Source organism: Anaerotruncus sp. G3(2012) (assembly GCF_000403395.2).
In the GTDB taxonomy this organism is placed as follows: domain Bacteria; phylum Bacillota; class Clostridia; order Oscillospirales; family Ruminococcaceae; genus Anaerotruncus.
The window spans coordinates 726031-745564 of sequence record NZ_KE159657.1 but is presented as its reverse complement, the minus strand read 5'-3'; the positions used below and the strand labels follow the sequence as shown (position 1 = coordinate 745564).

At 54.0% G+C, this 19534-nt stretch carries 12 protein-coding genes; 2 read left to right on the top strand and 10 right to left on the bottom strand.

The window, feature by feature from the left end; translation table 11 throughout:
* Window positions 1–13 precede the first annotated feature (13 nt).
* Window positions 14–358 carry a helix-turn-helix domain-containing protein gene (locus C814_RS09210; RefSeq protein WP_016315403.1) on the top strand — a complete coding sequence of 115 codons (345 nt, stop codon included), beginning with the start codon at window positions 14–16 and terminating at the stop codon, window positions 356–358.
* Window positions 359–459: 101 nt separating this feature from the next.
* Complete coding sequence (gene uidA / locus C814_RS09205) at window positions 460–2256, top strand: beta-glucuronidase (protein WP_016315402.1); 1797 nt, start codon at window positions 460–462, stop codon at window positions 2254–2256.
* A gap of 675 nt (window positions 2257–2931) precedes the next feature.
* Here uidA and C814_RS09200 read toward each other — a convergent pair.
* The 10 genes from C814_RS09200 to C814_RS09155 all read right to left on the bottom strand — a co-directional run bounded on the left by C814_RS09200 (window position 2932) and on the right by C814_RS09155 (window position 19302).
* Window positions 2932–3630 (bottom strand): TVP38/TMEM64 family protein, encoded by a 699-nt coding sequence (locus tag C814_RS09200; protein WP_016315401.1) that lies wholly within the window; start codon window positions 3628–3630, stop codon window positions 2932–2934.
* A gap of 150 nt (window positions 3631–3780) precedes the next feature.
* Window positions 3781–4149, bottom strand: coding sequence for a YccF domain-containing protein (locus C814_RS09195; RefSeq protein WP_016315400.1), 369 nt, complete (start codon window positions 4147–4149; stop codon window positions 3781–3783).
* Between the two features lie 282 nt (window positions 4150–4431).
* Window positions 4432–5631 carry an elongation factor Tu gene (gene tuf / locus C814_RS09190; RefSeq protein ID WP_016315399.1) on the bottom strand — a complete coding sequence of 400 codons (1200 nt, stop codon included), beginning with the start codon at window positions 5629–5631 and terminating at the stop codon, window positions 4432–4434.
* A 98-nt stretch (window positions 5632–5729) separates the two neighbouring features.
* The gene (fusA, locus tag C814_RS09185; RefSeq protein WP_016315398.1) at window positions 5730–7814 is read right to left on the bottom strand and encodes an elongation factor G; all 2085 of its coding nucleotides are present in this window, start codon (window positions 7812–7814) and stop codon (window positions 5730–5732) included.
* 97 nt (window positions 7815–7911) lie between these two features.
* Window positions 7912–8382 carry a 30S ribosomal protein S7 gene (gene rpsG / locus C814_RS09180; protein WP_016315397.1) on the bottom strand — a complete coding sequence of 157 codons (471 nt, stop codon included), beginning with the start codon at window positions 8380–8382 and terminating at the stop codon, window positions 7912–7914.
* A gap of 131 nt (window positions 8383–8513) precedes the next feature.
* Window positions 8514–8939 carry a 30S ribosomal protein S12 gene (gene rpsL, locus C814_RS09175; RefSeq protein WP_016315396.1) on the bottom strand — a complete coding sequence of 142 codons (426 nt, stop codon included), beginning with the start codon at window positions 8937–8939 and terminating at the stop codon, window positions 8514–8516.
* 211 nt (window positions 8940–9150) lie between these two features.
* On the bottom strand, window positions 9151–12744 hold the full coding sequence (rpoC, locus tag C814_RS09170) for a DNA-directed RNA polymerase subunit beta' (protein ID WP_016315395.1): 3594 nt from the start codon (window positions 12742–12744) through the stop codon (window positions 9151–9153).
* Window positions 12745–12817: 73 nt separating this feature from the next.
* Window positions 12818–16570, bottom strand: coding sequence for a DNA-directed RNA polymerase subunit beta (gene rpoB, locus C814_RS09165; protein WP_016315394.1), 3753 nt, complete (start codon window positions 16568–16570; stop codon window positions 12818–12820).
* A 502-nt stretch (window positions 16571–17072) separates the two neighbouring features.
* Window positions 17073–18461, bottom strand: coding sequence for an NADPH-dependent glutamate synthase (gene gltA / locus C814_RS09160; protein ID WP_016315393.1), 1389 nt, complete (start codon window positions 18459–18461; stop codon window positions 17073–17075).
* Window positions 18454–19302, bottom strand: coding sequence for a sulfide/dihydroorotate dehydrogenase-like FAD/NAD-binding protein (locus C814_RS09155; protein ID WP_022788264.1), 849 nt, complete (start codon window positions 19300–19302; stop codon window positions 18454–18456). Before C814_RS09155 ends, gltA begins: the two co-directional genes overlap by 8 nt.
* Window positions 19303–19534: the final 232 nt, after the last annotated feature.

Sequence of the window (19534 nt, the reverse complement as noted above, 5' to 3'; positions counted from 1 at the left end):
GGAGGTGCTGCAAATGAATAATCGTATCCGCGAGCTGAGAAAAACACTTGGCCTGCGCCAAAGGGAATTTGCGGAACGGATCGGCTTAAAGCAGAACGCGATCAGCTATATGGAGAAAAATGGTTCTACAGTCACTGAACAGAACATCAAATCCATCTGTTCTCAGTTCAACGTCAATGAACACTGGCTACGCACCGGATTGGGTCAGATGTTTCTTGAAAATGAGAAAAAACAGAAGGAATTTTTTGAGATATTTGATGCACTTCTGCCGGATCTCCAGGATTACCTGATTAAGACCGCCAGAGACCTGCTGGATACCCAATCCCGGCTGCTGCCGGATTTGAACAGAGAAAATTGACTAACATCCTCTCAGGAAATCTGCGTTGTTTTCAGGTCTGCTGACTATACCGGTACTTTCCGGCAACACTATGGTCAGTGATTTGAAAAGGAGTGTTTTTCATGCTGTATCCAATCCTCAACGATGCCCGGGCAGTGATTGATCTTGGCGGCATCTGGCGGTTCCGGCTGGATGACGGGTCCGGTGTCGAACAGGGGTGGCAGGCCCGTCGATTGGAAAACTGTGATACCATCGCCGTTCCCGCTTCCTACAACGATCAAAAGGAAGGAGAAGCCTTCCGAGACCACTATGGACTGGCGTTTTACCAGACAGAATTTTCGGTTCCTTCCCTGCTCACGCAGGAACGGCTGGTACTTCGGTTTGGTGCGGTGACCCATCATGCACAGGTATACCTGAACGGCAACCTGATGATCTCCCACAAAGGAGGATTTCTGCCATTCGAGGTGGAAATTAGCGGGATGGTCCGGGATGGTTCCAATCTGCTGACTGTCGTGGTGGATAACCGGATCGACCACAGCACCCTCCCGGTCGGATGCGAAACGCCCGGGCAGCTCGGCGGTATGATTCCCGCCGACCCGGAAATTACCCTGAAAAAACAGAACTATCCCAACTTTGACTTTTTCAACTATGCCGGGATCGTCCGTCCGGTCAAACTTTACTCGACTCCAAAAGCGTTTATCGAGGACCTGACTGTGGTGCCCTCTGTACACGGAAACGATGCGGAACTTTCTTACGAGGTCAGGACCTGTGGTTCCGGTGAAGTTTCACTCACCGTGACCGACGAGGACGGAATCGAGGTTGCGCAGGCGTCCGGCGCATCTGGACAGATCACCATCCGGAATGTGCGGCTCTGGCAGCCGGGAAACGCCTACCTTTATACGGTCTGTGTGCGGTTTGGGACAGACTGCTACACGCTTCCGGTTGGGGTGCGCACTGTCGAACTACAGGGAAACCAGTTCCTCATCAACAGCCGCCCATTCTATTTCAAAGGGTACGGGAAGCATGAGGATTCCTACTTCCGCGGACGGGGGTTGGACGAGGCGCTCAATGTCAAAGACCTCGCATTGATGAAATGGCAGGGAGCCAACTCGTTCCGCACCAGCCACTATCCCTATAGCGAAGAGATGCTCCGATTGTGCGACCGGGAGGGGATCGTCGTGCTGGACGAGGCTCCAGCCGTAGGAGTCAACCTCAATTTTGGACTCTCAAACCACGGAAATGCAATCAACACCTATGAGACCATCCGCACGCATGAGCACCACCGGGAGGTGCTCCGCGACCTTGTGGCCCGCGACAAAAACCATGCCTGCGTCGTCATGTGGATCGTTGCCAACGAAGCGGATACAGCTTCCCACCCGGACAGCGCAGTGGACTATTTTCAGCCTCTTCTCTCGCTGGTCCGGGAGTGTGACCCGCAAAAACGGCCGGTCTCCCTCGTCGCAATCCAGAACGATTATCGGAAAGACAAGGCGATGCTGCTTTCGGACGTGGTCTGCCTCAATCGTTACTACGGCTGGTACGTTTACGGCGGTGATCTGGAAGCGGCGAAACAGGCGCTTGCCAAGGAGCTGGATTATTGGGCGCAGACTGGCAAACCGGTCATGTTCACCGAATATGGCGCGGATACAGTAAGCGGCCTGCATTTGGCCACCCCGACCATGTTTACCGAGGAATATCAAGTGGACTACTACCGAGCAAACAACGAAGTTGCTGACCGATATCCCAACTTCATTGGCGAGCAGGTCTGGAACTTCGCTGATTTTGCAACTTCGCAAGGCATCCTGCGGGTGGATGGAAACAAAAAAGGGCTGTTCAGCCGAGATCGCAGACCCAAGCTCGCGGCGCATTATTTCCGCCAACGCTGGCACGAAATCCCCGATTTTGATTATAAGCACTAGGAGCTGCTTGAAAAATCGAAACAGCCGTCTTTTTCTACAAAAATTGGAAGCGGCCGAAACATGGATGTTTCGGCCGCTTCTATTTCATGCCGCTCCTTTCTTCAACGCCGATTTCATAAGAGATTGTTTTGCAGTACATCTCCCATACACTGCGGCAATGATCCAAAAGCAACAGGCCCCCATTCAAAAGCCACACGGCTGGTACTCTGCCTTGTACATAGTACAGAGGGGCATCCTGGAAATCCCATTATTTTCGCAATTTCAAAAGATATTTTCGCAAATATCCCCCAGACAGGGGTTTTCATTTGATATGCTAAATCTATGATATATACTTTAAAATCGCTCGAAAATGCCCCCACTCCGTTTGCACACTATTTGCAAAAAATTCGGGCGTTTCGCATCTTTTCGAACTTTGTAAAGCTCATATAACGGCTTCAGAATCCACTTTGCAAAGGATTCAGTAAAATTAAGTAGTTCTAAAGGTGCGGAACTATTTTTGTATTTTGTGCGCAAAGCTACAGAGGAAAACTTGCTCTTCTTTCAGCGGTAAAAAACAAAGCGGCGGTAAGGAATAATCCACTTCCTTACCGCCGCTTGCTGCGTTTATATGGAATCATCCGGACGCATTTTTCAGAGGATCGAATCCAGTCACACACTGGCACCTGGCAACCTTTTTCAGCGGCGCAGACGATGTAAAATTCTGTCTTTATAGAGAATCCCCACCAGACCAATCGCAGCGGTCAGCAGAAAGATCAAAACTGTCATCTCCCAGTTCCCACTGCTCATCGTCGACCCCATTAGCGTAGAAGTAACCACAGACGGGATGCGCGCAAACGTCGAAAGGAACAGGAAAGATGCTGGTTTTATCCTGCTGATACCTGCCAGATAGGTCAACATATCTTTGGGAGTTCCTGGAATCAAGAAAAGGATAAACGTCACAACCTCAGCCTTTTCCGCGCTCTTGAAAAACTTAAACTCGTCCAGTTTTTCCTTGCCAAAAATTCGTACAACGGCTGGATAACCCAGTTTTCTTACAGCAAAAAAGATCGCTGTAGAAGCCATCAGAATCCCTGTCAGACAGATCATCAGCCCGCCCCATGCACCGTATAACATCCCGGCAAGCAGCTCAACCGGCTCCCCCGGGATAAAGGCAATGATGATCTGGAAAATCTGGATGCCGAGCAGGATCAAGCACCCCTTCCAGCCAAGAGAATAGACCCATTTCTGAAACTGTTGCTGAAACTCTGGCTCCTCAATCTTTGCAAAAAATGGCATACAGAGCAATGTCAACGCGCCAATTACCAATACTGTGCCTGCAACCAGCAATCCCAGTCTAATAAATTGCTTTTTTTCTTGCGAGGACCAATGCCTCATTTCTTCAAATCCTCCTTATTCAGCAGATACCAAAACCTTCTGTTGGTTCTGCCTCTGAAAAGCCACAAAACCGTCCAAAGGAACACGGCTGCAGCGGCTATTATGTGATTTTTTTATTAATATCTTCTTTTCGATAACATCTCTGAAAACTCAAGAATTTGTTACAACCGAGGCTCCAAACGGCATTAACGCAAGTCTAGCGATCTTAAAACACTGTATCCCGATCGGAATGCCTATAATCGTCAAGCTCCACAGGCATCCAATCAACGCGGCCTCTGCCGCAAGCAGCAAGCCGCTGGCTATCAGCCAGAGGATATTCAGCAGCATCGTCCCCGCTCCCCCGCCATACCGCACCTCTTTCCCAAAGGGAAAAAAACTGAGCTGCGCGAACTTAAAGCACTGTATGCCCACCGGGATTCCCACAATGGTGATGCACCAAAGCACTCCTGCCAAAACCCAGCCGAGCCCGAGCCAAATTCCACCAAATAGAAACCAGATCAAATTTCCAAGACATCCCATTTAGATTCCCCCTTTGTCAATATCGTCAGAAGGCGGAGCACATCTGTTGTCTGCGAAAACCATAGAGCATCGTTCCAAACTCTAGCAGTTTATTCAAGGATAACATATTTCCCGAGAAACACCTGCTTTTTAGCCTTTGGAGAATACCCTTTCTAACGCAGGAAGTGGCCACTCTAAACATAAAACGAGCAAAAGTCCAAAAAGACTTCAAAATTCGGAAAGATGTACAGAAAGGACGCTCCGATTTCCAGAGCGTCCTTTTGAAAAAGCAACAGCTAAAACTTATTCGTTGATCTTGATAACAACACCCGAACCAACGGTACGACCACCCTCACGAATCGCAAAACGCAGACCTTCTTCGATCGCGATCGGAGTAATCAGCTCAACATCCATCTCAACGTTATCGCCAGGCATACACATCTCAACGCCCTCGGGCAGTGTGATCACGCCGGTAACGTCAGTGGTACGGAAATAGAACTGCGGACGATAGTTGTTGAAGAACGGGGTATGACGGCCGCCCTCATCCTTTTTCAGGATATAAACCTGTCCACGGAATTTGGTGTGGGGATGGATCGAGTTGGGCTTACACAGAACCTGACCACGCTCGATCTCGGTTCTCTGAACGCCGCGGAGCAGTGCACCGATATTGTCGCCTGCCTCAGCATAGTCAAGGATCTTGCGGAACATCTCGATACCGGTAACGACAGTCTTTCTCTTCTCATCGGTCAAACCAACAATCTCAACCTCATCACCAGTGTTCAGCTTACCGCGCTCAACACGACCAGTCGCAACGGTGCCGCGTCCAGTGATGGTGAAGACATCCTCAACCGGCATCAGGAACGGCAGATCAGCCTTACGCTCCGGAGTCGGGATGTAGTCGTCAACTGCCTGCATCAGTTCAAGGATCGGCTTATAAGCGTCATTGCTGATATCATCCGGTGCCTCAAGAGCCTGAAGTGCAGAACCCTTAACGATCGGAATATCATCACCCGGGAACTCATAGCTCGAAAGCAGCTCACGGATCTCCATTTCGACCAGCTCAAGCAGCTCGGGATCGTCAACCTGATCCGATTTGTTCATAAAAACAACGATATAAGGAACGCCAACCTGACGGGAGAGCAGGATGTGCTCACGGGTCTGGGGCATCGGGCCATCCGCAGCAGAAACAACCAGAATCGCACCATCCATCTGTGCAGCACCGGTGATCATGTTCTTAACATAGTCAGCATGTCCCGGGCAGTCAACGTGCGCATAGTGACGGTTGTCGGTCTCGTACTCAACGTGAGCGGTATTGATCGTGATGCCGCGCTCTCTCTCCTCCGGGGCCTTATCGATCATGTCGTAAGCCTCGTATTTCGCCTGGCCTTTCATTGCCAGCGTCTTGGTGATCGCCGCGGTCAGCGTGGTTTTGCCGTGGTCAACGTGACCGATGGTGCCGATATTTACATGCGGCTTGTTTCTTTCAAAATGTGCCTTTGCCATCGTAAATGTTCCTCCCTTGTAATCCTTATTTTTTTATCATAGGTCTCTTGGTCTTATTCTACCAAGTTAAGCTGCAAAATGCAAGCCTAAAAGACAGATTATTCCGCTTTTTTGCCGCGAGAACTCATGATATCCTCGGCAATCGACTTCGGAACCTCGATATAGTGGCTCGGTTCCATAACATAACTGCCGCGTCCCTGGGTTTTGGAGCGCAGATCGTTGGAATAACCGGCCATCTCGGAGAGCGGCACAAACGCCTTGATCTCCTGCGCACCGAACACCGCTTCCATTCCCTGAATCTGTCCGCGGCGGCTGTTCAGGTCGCCGATAACATCGCCCATATAGTCCTCCGGAGTGTTGACCGCAACCTTCATGATCGGTTCGAGCAAAACAGGGTCAGCTTTCGACATCGCCTGTTTGAACGCCATCGAAGCGGCGATCTTGAACGCCATTTCAGAGGAGTCAACCTCATGGTAAGAACCGTCGTAAAGGGTGACCTTCACGTCAACGACCGGATAGCCGGCGAGCACTCCCGCCTGCATTGCGCCCTGAATACCCTGGTCGATCGGACCAATGTACTCTTTGGGGATCGCACCACCAACGATTGCATTGATAAACTCATATCCCTTGCCGCTCTCGTTCGGCTCGATCTTGATCTTGACGTGACCATACTGGCCTTTACCGCCCGACTGACGTGCATATTTGTGATCGACGTCAGCAAGCTTGCGGATGGTCTCCTTATAGGCGACCTGCGGTTTACCGACGTTCGCCTCGACCTTGAACTCACGGAGCAGACGGTCGACGATGATCTCCAGATGGAGCTCGCCCATGCCTGCGATGATCGTCTGACCGGTCTCCTGATCGGTCCAAGTCTTGAAGGTCGGATCCTCCTCGGCGAGCTTACTCAGGCCAATACCCATCTTTTCCTGACCAGCTTTGGTCTTAGGCTCGATCGCCAGGTTGATAACCGGCTCCGGGAACTCCATCGACTCGAGAATGATCTCGTGTTTCGGGTCGCAAAGGGTATCGCCAGTGGTCGTATTCTTCAGGCCAACTGCCGCAGCAATGTCGCCTGCATAAACCGTATCGATATCCTTGCGGTGATTGGCATGCATCTGAAGGATACGGCCCATACGCTCGGAATTCTGCTTGCTCGAATTATAAACAGTCGCTCCTGCATCGACAGTACCCGAATAGACGCGGAAGAAGCAGAGCTTGCCCACATATGGATCGGTTGCGATCTTGAACGCCAGAGCTGCAAACGGCTCTTTATCGCTCGCATGGCGAACCTCGGACTCTTCAGTCTCGGGGTTGGTCCCCTTGATCGCCTCAATATCGGTCGGAGCCGGCATAAAGTCGATCACCGCATCGAGCAGCTTCTGGACACCCTTATTTTTATAAGAGGTACCACAGCAGACCGGAACAATGTCGTTATTAATTGTCGCCTTGCGCAGCGCAGCTTTGATCTCTTCGATCGTAATTTCCTCGCCCGCGAGGTATTTCTCCATGATCCCCTCATCGGTTTCGGAGATCGCTTCGAGCATCTGCTCACGATACTCTTCCGCCTTCTCCTTCATCTCCTCGGGAATCTCCTCGACGCGCATATCCTTGCCGAGGTCGTCGTAATAGATGTCCGCCTTCATCTCGATCAGGTCGATGATCCCTTTGAAAAAGGTCTCTGCACCGATCGGGAGCTGGATGGGCACCGCATTACATTTGAGGCGCGCGCGCATCATATCGACGACACGATAGAAATCCGCGCCCATGATGTCCATTTTATTGACATATCCCATACGCGGGACATGGTATTTATTTGCCTGGCGCCAGACGGTTTCCGACTGAGGCTCAACGCCGCCCTTTGCGCAGAATACGGTGACCGAGCCATCGAGCACTTTCAGCGAGCGCTCAACCTCAACCGTGAAATCAACGTGTCCAGGGGTGTCGATGATGTTGATTCTGTGGCCCTTCCAGTAACAGGTGGTCGCAGCGGAGGTGATGGTAATACCACGCTCCTGCTCCTGCGCCATCCAGTCCATTGTCGCCGTACCCTCGTGGGTCTCACCAATCTTGTGGTTGATGCCTGTATAATACAGGATTCGCTCGGTAGTGGTGGTTTTTCCGGCGTCAATGTGGGCCATTATGCCGATATTACGGGTTAATTCCAAAGAGACGTCTCTTGGCATAGTGTCCTCCCTTATTTTTTGCGCACCGACGCCGGTTCAGCAAAAGCTGACCCCGCCGGGTGAAAGATAAAATAGACCTGCGAAAACCCGTAGCGCATTACCAGCGGTAATGTGCAAACGCTTTGTTTGCATCCGCCATCTTGTGGGTATCCTCGCGTTTTTTCACCGCGCCGCCGGTCTGGTTCAGCGCGTCCATGATCTCCCCGGCCAGACGCTCTTTCATCGTCTTTTCGCCGCGGTTTCTGGAATAGTTGGTGATCCAGCGCAGACCGAGGGTCTGACGGCGTTCCGGACGGACCTCCATCGGAACCTGATAGGTGGCGCCGCCGACACGGCGTGCTTTTACCTCCAGCACAGGCATGATGTTTTCCATCGACTGCTCGAAAGCCTCCAGCGGGTCCTTGCCGGTTTTTTCTTTGACAATATCGAATGCACCGTATACAATCTTCTGGGCAACGCCCTTTTTCCCATCATACATGATGTTGTTGATCAGGCGTGTCACCAGCTTGGAATTGTAAACAGGATCAGGCAAAACGTCACGTTTTGCAATGCGACCTCTTCTTGGCACTTCGCTTCCCTCCTTCATAATTGTAATGAATTCATTGGTACTCGAAAGTGACAAAACTTCCGTACGTGCCAGTTTTCAGCCGCTCATCTATTATGATAGCCTGAAAATGGCAGAATACTCGAAAAGTTTTATTACTTCTTGGCACCAGCCTTCGGACGTTTGGCGCCGTATTTGGAACGGGCCTGCATCCTCTTCGCAACGCCCTGCGCGTCGAGCGTACCGCGGATGATGTGGTAACGGACACCAGGGAGGTCCTTAACACGACCGCCGCGAATCAGAACCACGCTGTGTTCCTGCAGGTTGTGGCCGATGCCCGGAATATAGGACGTGACCTCAAAACCATTGGACAGCCTGACCCTTGCAACTTTTCTGAGCGCGGAGTTCGGCTTTTTTGGGGTGGAAGTTCTGATAGCAGTGCAGACGCCCCTCTTCTGCGGCGAATTCTGATCGATCGCAACCCGTTTTTTCGAGTTCCATCCTTTCAGGAGCGCAGGCGCAGTGGACTTCTTCACCGTGACCTCTCTACCCTTGCGGACAAGCTGGTTGAAGGTTGGCATATTTGCACCTCCTTAAATAAAAATTTTATTTCAAGGGGCAGAGGAAATCCCCTGCCCCGCTGAAACCAGAACCATGAGTAATCTCACAGTTTTTTATTATATCCTGTGACCGCACCCCTTGTCAATACATACATTTAAATTTTACAATTTTTGTACAGATGCACAACAAACAGGCGCGTATCCACACCGATGCTGGAGAAAATCCGGAAAATCAGACCGTTTGAGCGGCGTCTGAAGGTTCGCCGTCCAGCTCGGTAATGAAGTCATAGTCTCCTTTTTCGGCGTTCGAATCCATGCTGACCAGTTCGAGCGTGTCATAATCGACCGTACCAGTACCAGCCGGCACCAGCTTGCCGATGATGACATTTTCTTTCAGACCGGTCAGTTTGTCGATCTTGCCTTTAATCGCAGCCTCGGTCAACACGCGGGTGGTCTCCTGGAACGAAGCTGCCGACATAAAGCTCTCGGTTGCCAGCGAAGCCTTGGTGATTCCCAACAGGACCGGAATCCCCTCCGCATGACGGCGAATCCCACCGTCTGCCGCGTTCAGCTCGTCGACCTCGCGGTTGACCTGTGCCAGCTCGCTCTTTTCAATATTCGAACCGGAGATCAGCGCGGTGTCGCCGCCGTCTGCAATCTTGACCTTGCGCATCATCTGGCGGACAATGACCTCGATATGCTTGTCGTTGATGTCAACACCCTGTGTACGGTAGGTGCGCTGCACCTCTTTGATCAGATAATCCTGCACTGCGAGATGTCCACTGACCGCAAGGATTTCGTTCGGCTCAATCGCGCCTTCGGTAATCATATCGCCTTTTTTGACGCGGTCACCTGCCGAAACACGCAAGGTGGAACCATAGACCACCTGACGCTCGAACCGTTCGCCATCATCCGCAGTGACGACCACAAAGTCGCCGCCCTTGGGATCCTTCTCGAACGAGACTTCCCCATCCAAATGGGAGATAATCGCGCTGTTCTTGGGCTTGCGGGCCTCGAACAGCTCTTCAACGCGCGGAAGACCCTGTGTAATATCCGAGGTGGACGCAATACCGCCTGTGTGGAAGGTACGCATGGTGAGCTGGGTACCCGGCTCACCGATCGACTGTGCCGCTATGATGCCGACCGCCTCACCGATCCCAACCGGCTGACCGTTGGCAAGGTTGGATCCATAGCATTTCGCACAGACGCCGATCTTGGACTCGCAGTTGAGCGGGGTCCGGATTTTAATTTCAGTGAAGCCCGCATCACGGATTTTGATTGCATCCGCTTCGGTCATCATCTGGTCGCGGGAGACGATTACCTCGCCGGTGGCCGGGTCTACCACGTCGTCCGCCACGTAGCGGCCAATCAGACGCTCGGTGAAGTCCTCGATGACACGCCCGCTGTCCACGATGTCGCAGACCACAAGCCCCTCATGGGTGCCGCAGTCGTGCTCTCGGATAATGACCTCCTGCGAAACGTCAACCAGACGTCGGGTCAGGTAACCCGAGTCAGCGGTACGCAGCGCGGTATCGGCAAGGCCCTTACGTGCGCCTCGGGAGGAGTTGAAGTATTCGAGGATGTTCAAGCCCTCACGGTAGTTCGCCTTGATTGGGATTTCAATCGCACGTCCGGAGGTATTTGCAATCAGCCCGCGCATACCGGCAAGCTGCTTGATCTGGTCCATTGAACCACGCGCGCCCGAATCTGCCATCATGAAGATCGGGTTGCTTGAGGTGAACGTATCGGTCAGTGCATCCTTAATCTTGGCCGAGCAGTCGTTCCAGGTGGTAACCACCCGCTCGTAACGCACATCGTCCGAGATAAATCCGCGGTCGTACTGCCGTTTGATCGTCTCGACCTTCTTCTCCGCCTCTGCGATATATTCCGCTTTTTCGGGCGGGATCACCGCATCGTAGACCGCAACAGTGATCGCGCCTCTGGTAGAATATTTGAAACCCTGCGCCTTGATCCGGTCGAGCACCTCGGCCGTTTTTGCGGTGCCGTAGGTGCGGATACATTTATCAATAATTTTTCCAAGCTCTTTCTTGCGCACCAGAAAGCTGACCTCAAGGTCAAACATCCGCTCAGGGTCATCGCGGTTGACATAACCGAGATCCTGTGGAATCGGATCGTTGAAGATGATGCGCCCGACTGTCGCGTCGATGATTTTGGAAAGGGACCGGTCGCCCACTTCACGGGTCACACGGACTTTGATTGGCGCATGCAGTCCAACCGCACCCGCCTGGTACGCCATCAACGCCTCATCACAGTCACGGAACACCTTGCCCGCGCCCTTTTCATCCTCACGCAGCATGGTGAGGTAGTAGGAGCCAAGCACCATGTCCTGCGTCGGGACCGCAACCGGCTTACCGTCCGACGGTTTGAGCAGGTTGTTGGCCGCGAGCATCAGGAACCGCGCTTCAGCCTGTGCCTCGGCAGAAAGCGGGACATGCACCGCCATCTGGTCGCCATCGAAGTCCGCATTATACGCAGTACAGACCAGCGGATGCAGTTTGAGCGCACGTCCTTCGACGAGCACCGGCTCGAACGCCTGGATTCCTAGGCGGTGAAGGGTCGGTGCGCGGTTGAGAAGAACCGGATGGTCCTTGATAACCACTTCAAGACAGTCCCAAACATCCTTGACAGTGGCGCGCTCGACCATCTTACGCGCATTTTTGATGTTAGTGGCGACCTTGAGATCGACCAGACGCTTCATAACGAACGGCTTGAACAGCTCGAGCGCCATCTCCTTGGGCAGGCCGCACTGGTACATCTTCAGCTCCGGGCCGACGACGATAACCGAACGCCCTGAGTAGTCGACACGTTTGCCGAGCAGGTTCTGGCGGAACCGGCCCTGTTTGCCTTTGAGCATATCCGAGAGGGATTTCAGCGGGCGGTTATTCGGGCCGGTGACCGGGCGGCCGCGGCGGCCGTTGTCGATCAGCGCGTCGACCGCCTCCTGAAGCATCCGCTTTTCGTTGCGCACAATGATATCGGGTGCACCCAGTTCAAGCAGTTTTTTCAGACGGTTATTGCGGTTGATAACCCGGCGGTAGAGGTCGTTCAGGTCGGAGGTGGCGAACCGTCCGCCGTCCAGCTGAACCATCGGACGGATGTCCGGCGGGATAACCGGCACCACATCGAGAATCATCCATTCAGGCCGGTTTTGGCTCTGGCGGAACGCCTCAACCACCTCAAGCCGCTTAATCAGCTTGATCCGTTTCTGTCCGGCAGCGGTTTCGAGGTCGGTTTTCAGCTCTGCAGCTAGCTTGTCGAGATCCAGCTCGGCAAGCAGCTCCTTGATCGCCTCCGCACCCATGCCGGCGCGGAAATCGTCCTCATACGCTTCCTTGAGATCGCGGTATTCCTTTTCAGAAAGCAGGGTATATTTTTTCAGGTTGGTCATGCCGGGATCAATGACCACATAGGATGCGAAATAGAGCACCTTTTCGAGCAGGCGCGGAGACATGTTGAGCAGCAGCCCCATACGGGAACTGGTGCCTTTGAAATACCAGATGTGGGAGACAGGCGCAGCCAGCTCAATATGGCCCATCCGCTCGCGGCGAACCTTGGAGCGGGTGACCTCGACGCCGCAGCGTTCGCAGACTTTTCCCTTGTAGCGGATGCGCTTATACCGTCCGCAGTAGCACTCCCAGTCCTTGGTGGGTCCAAATATCTTTTCACAGAAAAGCCCTTCCCGTTCGGGCTTTAACGTGCGGTAGTTGATGGTTTCGGGCTTCTTGACCTCTCCGCTCGACCATTCACGAATCAGGTCGGGCGACGCCAGTCCGATTTTGATTGATTCAAATACGTTAAATTCCAAATGCGAACCCCTCTTTCTTGTTTATGGCAGAATCTTTCCGGCGAGCTGCGCAGGGATTCCCGCGCGATCCTGCCTAGAAATTGTCGTCATTCGGGATGTTGTCCAGCCCGAGTACCTCGAGCGGGTCAAAGCTGTCCTCCAGGTCGAGGTCCGGCTCCATGTCGAGCAGGTCGAGATCCGGTTCCGCATCCGGATCAACGTCGGGATGCTCGATGTCAAACCCGTCCTCAAACTCCCCGGCAACCTCTACCCCTTCCATGAGGGAATCGTCCACCGGTGTGAGGCCCATGTTGTCGTCATCGTCAAACGTCTGCTTGAGATCGATCTCCTGATCGTCCTTATCGAGCACCCGCACATCAAGGCCGAGCGACTGAAGCTCCTTAATCAGAACCTTGAATGACTCGGGAATGCCCGGTTTCGGCACATTCTTGCCCTTGACGATCGACTCGAACGTCTTGACGCGGCCCACCACGTCATCCGACTTGACAGTCAGAATCTCCTGAAGGGTATAAGCGGCGCCGTAGGCTTCCAGCGCCCAGACCTCCATCTCTCCAAACCGCTGTCCGCCGAACTGTGCCTTACCTCCCAGCGGCTGCTGGGTGACCAGCGAGTACGGGCCGGTCGAGCGGGCATGGATCTTATCATCAACAAGATGATGGAGCTTGAGATAATACATATAGCCGACAGTGACCGGGTTGTCAAACAGTTCACCGGTACGCCCATCGCGCAGCCAGGTTTTACCATCTCGGGACAATCCGGCCTGCTCAAGGCAGTCGGCGATGTCCTCTTCGTTCGCACCGTCAAAAACCGGGGTCATGACCTTCCAACCCAGCTCTGCGGCAGCGCGGCCCAGATGCACTTCAAGCACCTGTCCAATGTTCATACGGGACGGAACGCCCAGCGGGTTGAGCAGGATGTCGAGCGGACGCCCATCAGGCAGATAGGGCATATCCTCCTGCGGCAGTACGCGCGAGACAACACCTTTATTGCCGTGGCGGCCCGCCATCTTATCTCCAACGCTTAATTTACGCTTCTGGATAATGTAGCAGCGAACAACCATGTTCACGCCGGGTGACAGCTCGTCACAATTCTCGCGGGTGAATACCTTGACATCGACCACCGTACCATATTCGCCGTGTGGGACGCGGAGTGAGGTATCGCGCACCTCACGGGCCTTCTCGCCGAAGATCGCACGCAGCAGCCGCTCTTCAGCATTCAGCTCGGTTTCACCCTTGGGTGTGACCTTGCCGACCAGAATATCGCCTGCACGCACCTCCGCACCGATTCGGATAATACCGCGCTCGTCCAGTTCCTTAAGGGCATCGTCACCCACGTTAGGGATATCGCGGGTGATCTCCTCCGGGCCGAGTTTGGTGTCACGGGATTCGGTTTCAAATTCCTCGACGTGAATCGAGGTGTAGATATCATCTTTGACCAGACGCTCGTTGATGAGAACCGCGTCCTCGTAGTTATAGCCCTCCCAAGTCATGAAGCCGATCAGCATGTTGCGTCCAAGACTGATCTCTCCGCCGTCGGTCGAGGGACCGTCGGCAATTACCTGCCCGACCTCTACCCGCTCGCCCTTTGCGACAATCGGACGCTGGTTGATGCAGGTACTCTGGTTGGAGCGCATGAATTTGATGAGGTGATAGGGGTGGCGCTCGCCCTGCGCGTCACGGATAACGATCTCGTTGGCACAGACCGACTCAACTTCGCCGGAATGTTTGGAAACGACCGCAACACCCGAGTCAACTGCGGACTTATACTCCATACCCGTTGCGACAATCGGGGCCTCCGGGATCAGCAGAGGTACCGCCTGACGCTGCATATTCGCGCCCATGAGTGCGCGGTTGGCGTCGTCGTTCTCGAGGAACGGGATCATCGCGGTCGCGACCGACACCACCATTTTAGGCGAAACATCCATATAATCGACTTTTTCGCGTTCGCAGACCATTACCGCATCACGGTAACGGACGCTGACCCGCTCGTTGGCAAAGGCCCCTTCAGACGTAAGCGGCTCGTTCGCCTGTGCAATGACATACATGTCCTCAATATCGGCGGTCATATATTCCACTTCATCGAGCACCCGCCCGGTCGCCTTGTCAACCCGGCGATAAGGCGCTTCGATAAAGCCATATTCATTGATTTTTGCGAAGGTTGCGAGATAGGAGATCAGGCCGATGTTCGGGCCTTCCGGAGTCTCGATCGGGCACATCCGCCCATAGTGGCTGTAGTGGACGTCGCGGACCTCGAATCCGGCGCGGTCACGGGACAGACCACCGGGGCCGAGGGCGGAAAGGCGGCGTTTGTGGGTCAGCTCGGCGAGTGGGTTTGTCTGATCCATGAACTGGGAGAGCGGAGAGGAGCCGAAAAACTCCTTGATCGAAGCGACCACCGGCCGGATATTGATGAGCGCCTGCGGGGTAATGACATCCATATCCTGCGCCTGGGTGGCCATCCGTTCACGGATGACACGCTCCATACGGGAAAAACCGATCCGGAACTGGTTCTGGAGCAGTTCACCGACCGAACGGATGCGGCGGTTGCCCAGATGGTCGATGTCATCGACCGTTCCGACTCCTCTGCCCAGTCCGCAGAGATAGTTGATCGAAGCGAAAATGTCGTCCTTGATGATGTGTTTGGGGATCAGCTCGTCATGACGTGCGACGATCTGCGTTTTTTTCTCATCATCGGTGGCGCAATTCTCAAGGATTTCGCGCAGCACGACAAACCGGACCTTCTCATTGACGCCCAGTTCGGAGCAGTCAAATCCAACGAAGTCGTGGATATCAACCATGCCGTTGGAAAAGACCTTGATTTCACCGTCCGCATCATCCTTGAGGTAAACGGTATCCACGCCCGCTTTTCCAATCCGTTCAGCGAGTTCACGGGCAAAGACATCGCCTGCATCGGCAAGCAGTTCGCCGGTGAGCGGGTCGATAACCGGACGGGCAGCTGTGCGCCCGAGGATGCGCGGCGCGATCGCAAGTTTTTTATTATACTTGTAGCGTCCCACCTTGGAGAGGTCATACCGGCGCGGGTCGAAAAAGAGCGCGTCGATGTGGCTCTGAGCGGACTCAACGGTCGGCGGCTCGCCAGGGCGCAGCTTGCGGTAGACCTCGAGCAGCGCCTCTTCGAGATTGACCGTCGAATCCTTCTCGAGTGTCGAGAGGATCAGCGGGTCGCTGCCGAACATCTCCAGAATCTCGTCATTGGAGGAAAGGCCCAGCGCCCGGACAAAGGTGGTCACCGGCAGTTTGCGGTTTTTATCAATACGGACGTTGTAAACGTCGTTGGAATCGGTTTCATATTCGAGCCATGCGCCGCGGTTGGGGATGACCGTGGCAGTAAAAAGCTGCTTTCCGCTCTTGTCGTGCGCCGCACCGTAGTAAACGCCCGGAGAACGCACCAGCTGCGAAACGATAACACGCTCCGCGCCGTTGATGATGAAGGTTCCGCTCTCGGTCATCAGCGGGAAGTCGCCCATGAAAATGTCCTGCTCCTTGACCTCCCCGGTCTCTTTGTTGAGCAGGCTCGCCCGCACCCGAAGAGGGGCCGCATAGGTCGCATCGCGTTCCTTGCACTCCTCAATCGTGTACTTTGGCTTATCGTCGAGGTGATAGTCGATAAAATCCAGAACCAGGTTGTCCTGATAGTCGGAAATGGAGGAAATATCCTTAAAGACTTCCTTCAGCCCTTCATCCAGAAACTGCTTGTACGAATTTTTCTGAACCTCAATCAGGTTCGGCATCTGAAGCACTTCATTGATGCGTGAAAAACTCATACGGGTGGTTTTGCCCTGTGTAACCGGCTTGACATTCACCATAGGCTTTGATCACTCCATTCATCTGATTTGCCCCCGGGCTGGGGGCATGTGTGTCCGCCGCGCCAGAAAGGCGCTGTGAATTCCCCGGCTCCCCTTTCGGCAAACTCTGCGGTGACGCACAGCGAAAATTGCAAAAAAAGGTTGCCAAACCTGTCGAAATCTGTTATAATTGATTACGGCAGATTACAGAAAACGCCATTTTGATACAGTATATTATTTTACCATGGTTGGTCAATCATGTCAAGCGCAATTTTGTAAATAATCCAAAAAACCCTTTTTTTGCAAACGATAATGGAAATTTACGTAAAAGCTCCGGCAGAATCGTCTGTCGGAGCTTTTGTGCTTTTTGAAATAAAGATACCTTTTAACAAGCAGGCGTAGATGCATCTTTGAGTCTGCCTGAAACCAGCCTTCTGTCCGCCCTCATCCCCATCCCTTTGTGCAGGTAAATAGCACTTTTCGCCACAGGCTTTTCCAAAGACTGGCATCACATTGACAAACACTACTCCTTTGAGCGGATGTACGCGTCGATCGCTTCCGCCGCAGTCTTCCCCGCACCCATTGCCAGAATGACAGTAGCAGCTCCGGTGACTGCGTCACCTCCGGCAAAGACCCCTGGTTTGGTGGTCGCGCCGCGCTCGTCTGCGACCAGGCAGCCGCGCCGGTTGGCCTCCAGCCCAGTGGTAGTCGAGCGGATCAACGGGTTGGGGCTGGTTCCGATCGCCATAATCACCGTGTCTACTGGGAGAAAGAAGTTGCTCCCCTCCTTAACGATCGGACGGCGGCGCCCGGACTCATCCGGCTCCCCAAGCTCCATCTCGACACATTCCATGCCGGTCACCCGTCCATCCTGATCCCCGGTGATCCTGACCGGATTGTTGAGCAGCTTAAAGACGATCCCCTCTTCCTTGGCGTGATGGACCTCTTCCGCACGCGCAGGCAGCTCCTCCATCGAACGGCGATAGACGATATAGACCGTCTCGGCACCCATCCGCTTGGCACAGCGTGCCGCATCCATCGCAACATTGCCGCCGCCGACCACCGCGACCGCATGGCTCTTTGCAATCGGGGTATCGTATCCCTTCTGGTATGCCTTCATCAGATTGATACGGGTGAGGTATTCATTGGCCGAATAAACGCCGAGCAGGTCCTCCCCCTCGATATGCATAAAACTGGGAAGTCCCGCGCCTGAGCCGATAAAAACCGCCTCATAGCCCTGTTCAAACAGCTCATCCACCGAGTCCACCCGGCCGATCACCATATTGGGGCGGATTTCTACCCCCATCTGCTCGAGCTTGCCGACCTCTTTCGCCACGATCGACTTTGGAAGCCGGAATTCCGGGATTCCGTAAATCAGCACGCCGCCCGCCGCGTGGAACGCTTCATAGACGGTGACCGTATATCCCATTTTGGCGAGATCTCCCGCACAGGTCAGCCCGGCGGGGCCAGCTCCCACAACCGCCACGCGGTGCCCGTTGGGGGCCGGCTTTTCCACCTTGTCCTCCCCATAGGCTAGCTGCCAGTCAGCGACAAACCGTTCGAGCCGGCCAATTCCGACCGGCTCCCCCTTGATTCCGCGCACACATCTGCCCTCGCATTGGGTTTCCTGGGGGCAGACCCGTCCGCAGACCGCCGGAAGCGAGTTTGTCAGCGCAATCTCCTGATAAGCCCCGGCAAAATCCCGGTTGGCAACCTTCTCGATAAAGGCGGGGATATGTACATTGACCGGACATCCCGCAACACACGGCTGATTCTTACAGTGGAGGCAGCGCGCCGCTTCTTCGACCGCCATCTCTTCGGTATAGCCGGTCGCAACCTCAAGGAAGTTATGGTTGCGCACATCCGGCTGCTGTTCCGGCATCGGAACCTTGTGGGGTGCCATATTAGCCATTTCGTTTCCCTCCTGTCAGGCGGCAGACATGCGAACGGTCTGCCGCTTCGCGCTCTTTGTAAAAGGTGTTGCGCTTCATCAGCTCATCAAAATCTACCTGATGCCCGTCGAAGTCAGGCCCGTCCACACAGGCAAACTTGGTCTCTCCGCCGACCTTGACCCTGCATCCGCCGCACATACCAGTCCCGTCCACCATGATAGGGTTAAGTGAAACCAGCGTCTTGATTCCATACGGTCTGGTGGTCTCGGCGACAAACTTCATCATGATGACCGGGCCGATCGCGATGACCTCGTCGTACTGCCGGCCTGCCTCAATCAGCTCCTGGAGCTTGTTGGTCACCAGACCCTTCTCGCCATAACTGCCATCATCGGTCATGAGGTAGAGATGGTCGGTGACCGCCTTCATCTCCTCTTCGAGGATCACAATATCTTTGGAACGGAACCCCGCGATCATGTCCACCTGTTTGCCCGCATCATGCAGTGCTTTTGCCTGTGGGTAGGCGATCGCGTTGCCCACGCCGCCGCCGATCACGCAGACCCGCTGCACCTCCGGGGCGATCTCGGTTGCAACACCGAGCGGCCCCACAAAGTCAAGGATCGAATCCCCTTCCTCCAGTGCGTTCAGCAATCTGGTCGAAGCTCCGACCATCTGGAAAATAATCGTCACAGTGCCGCGTTCGCGGTCATAGTCCGCGATGGTCAGCGGGACGCGCTCCCCCTGTTCATCCACGCGGAAGATGATGAACTGTCCGGCCTTTGCCTTGCGGGCAATGTGCGGCGCTTCCACCTCCATCAGTGTCACGGTGGGATTCAGTGCGCGCTTGGTCACAATTTTATACATATAGCCCTTCCCCCCAGCTACAAAATAGTCCAAAATGTTGCTCAATTTTTCAAAAAATCATGGTTTTCACGGCGAGCCGCAGCCCGTCACAGGCGGGATATCAGCACGAGATCTGTCAGAACCCCGCAGGACGCGGAACGCTTTGTCCCATGAGGCACTTTTTGCTCCGGCCTAAAAGGTCAGTTTTCCTATGTAAGCCGGCAGTCGGGTGAATTGCTAGCCAAAGGGCAGC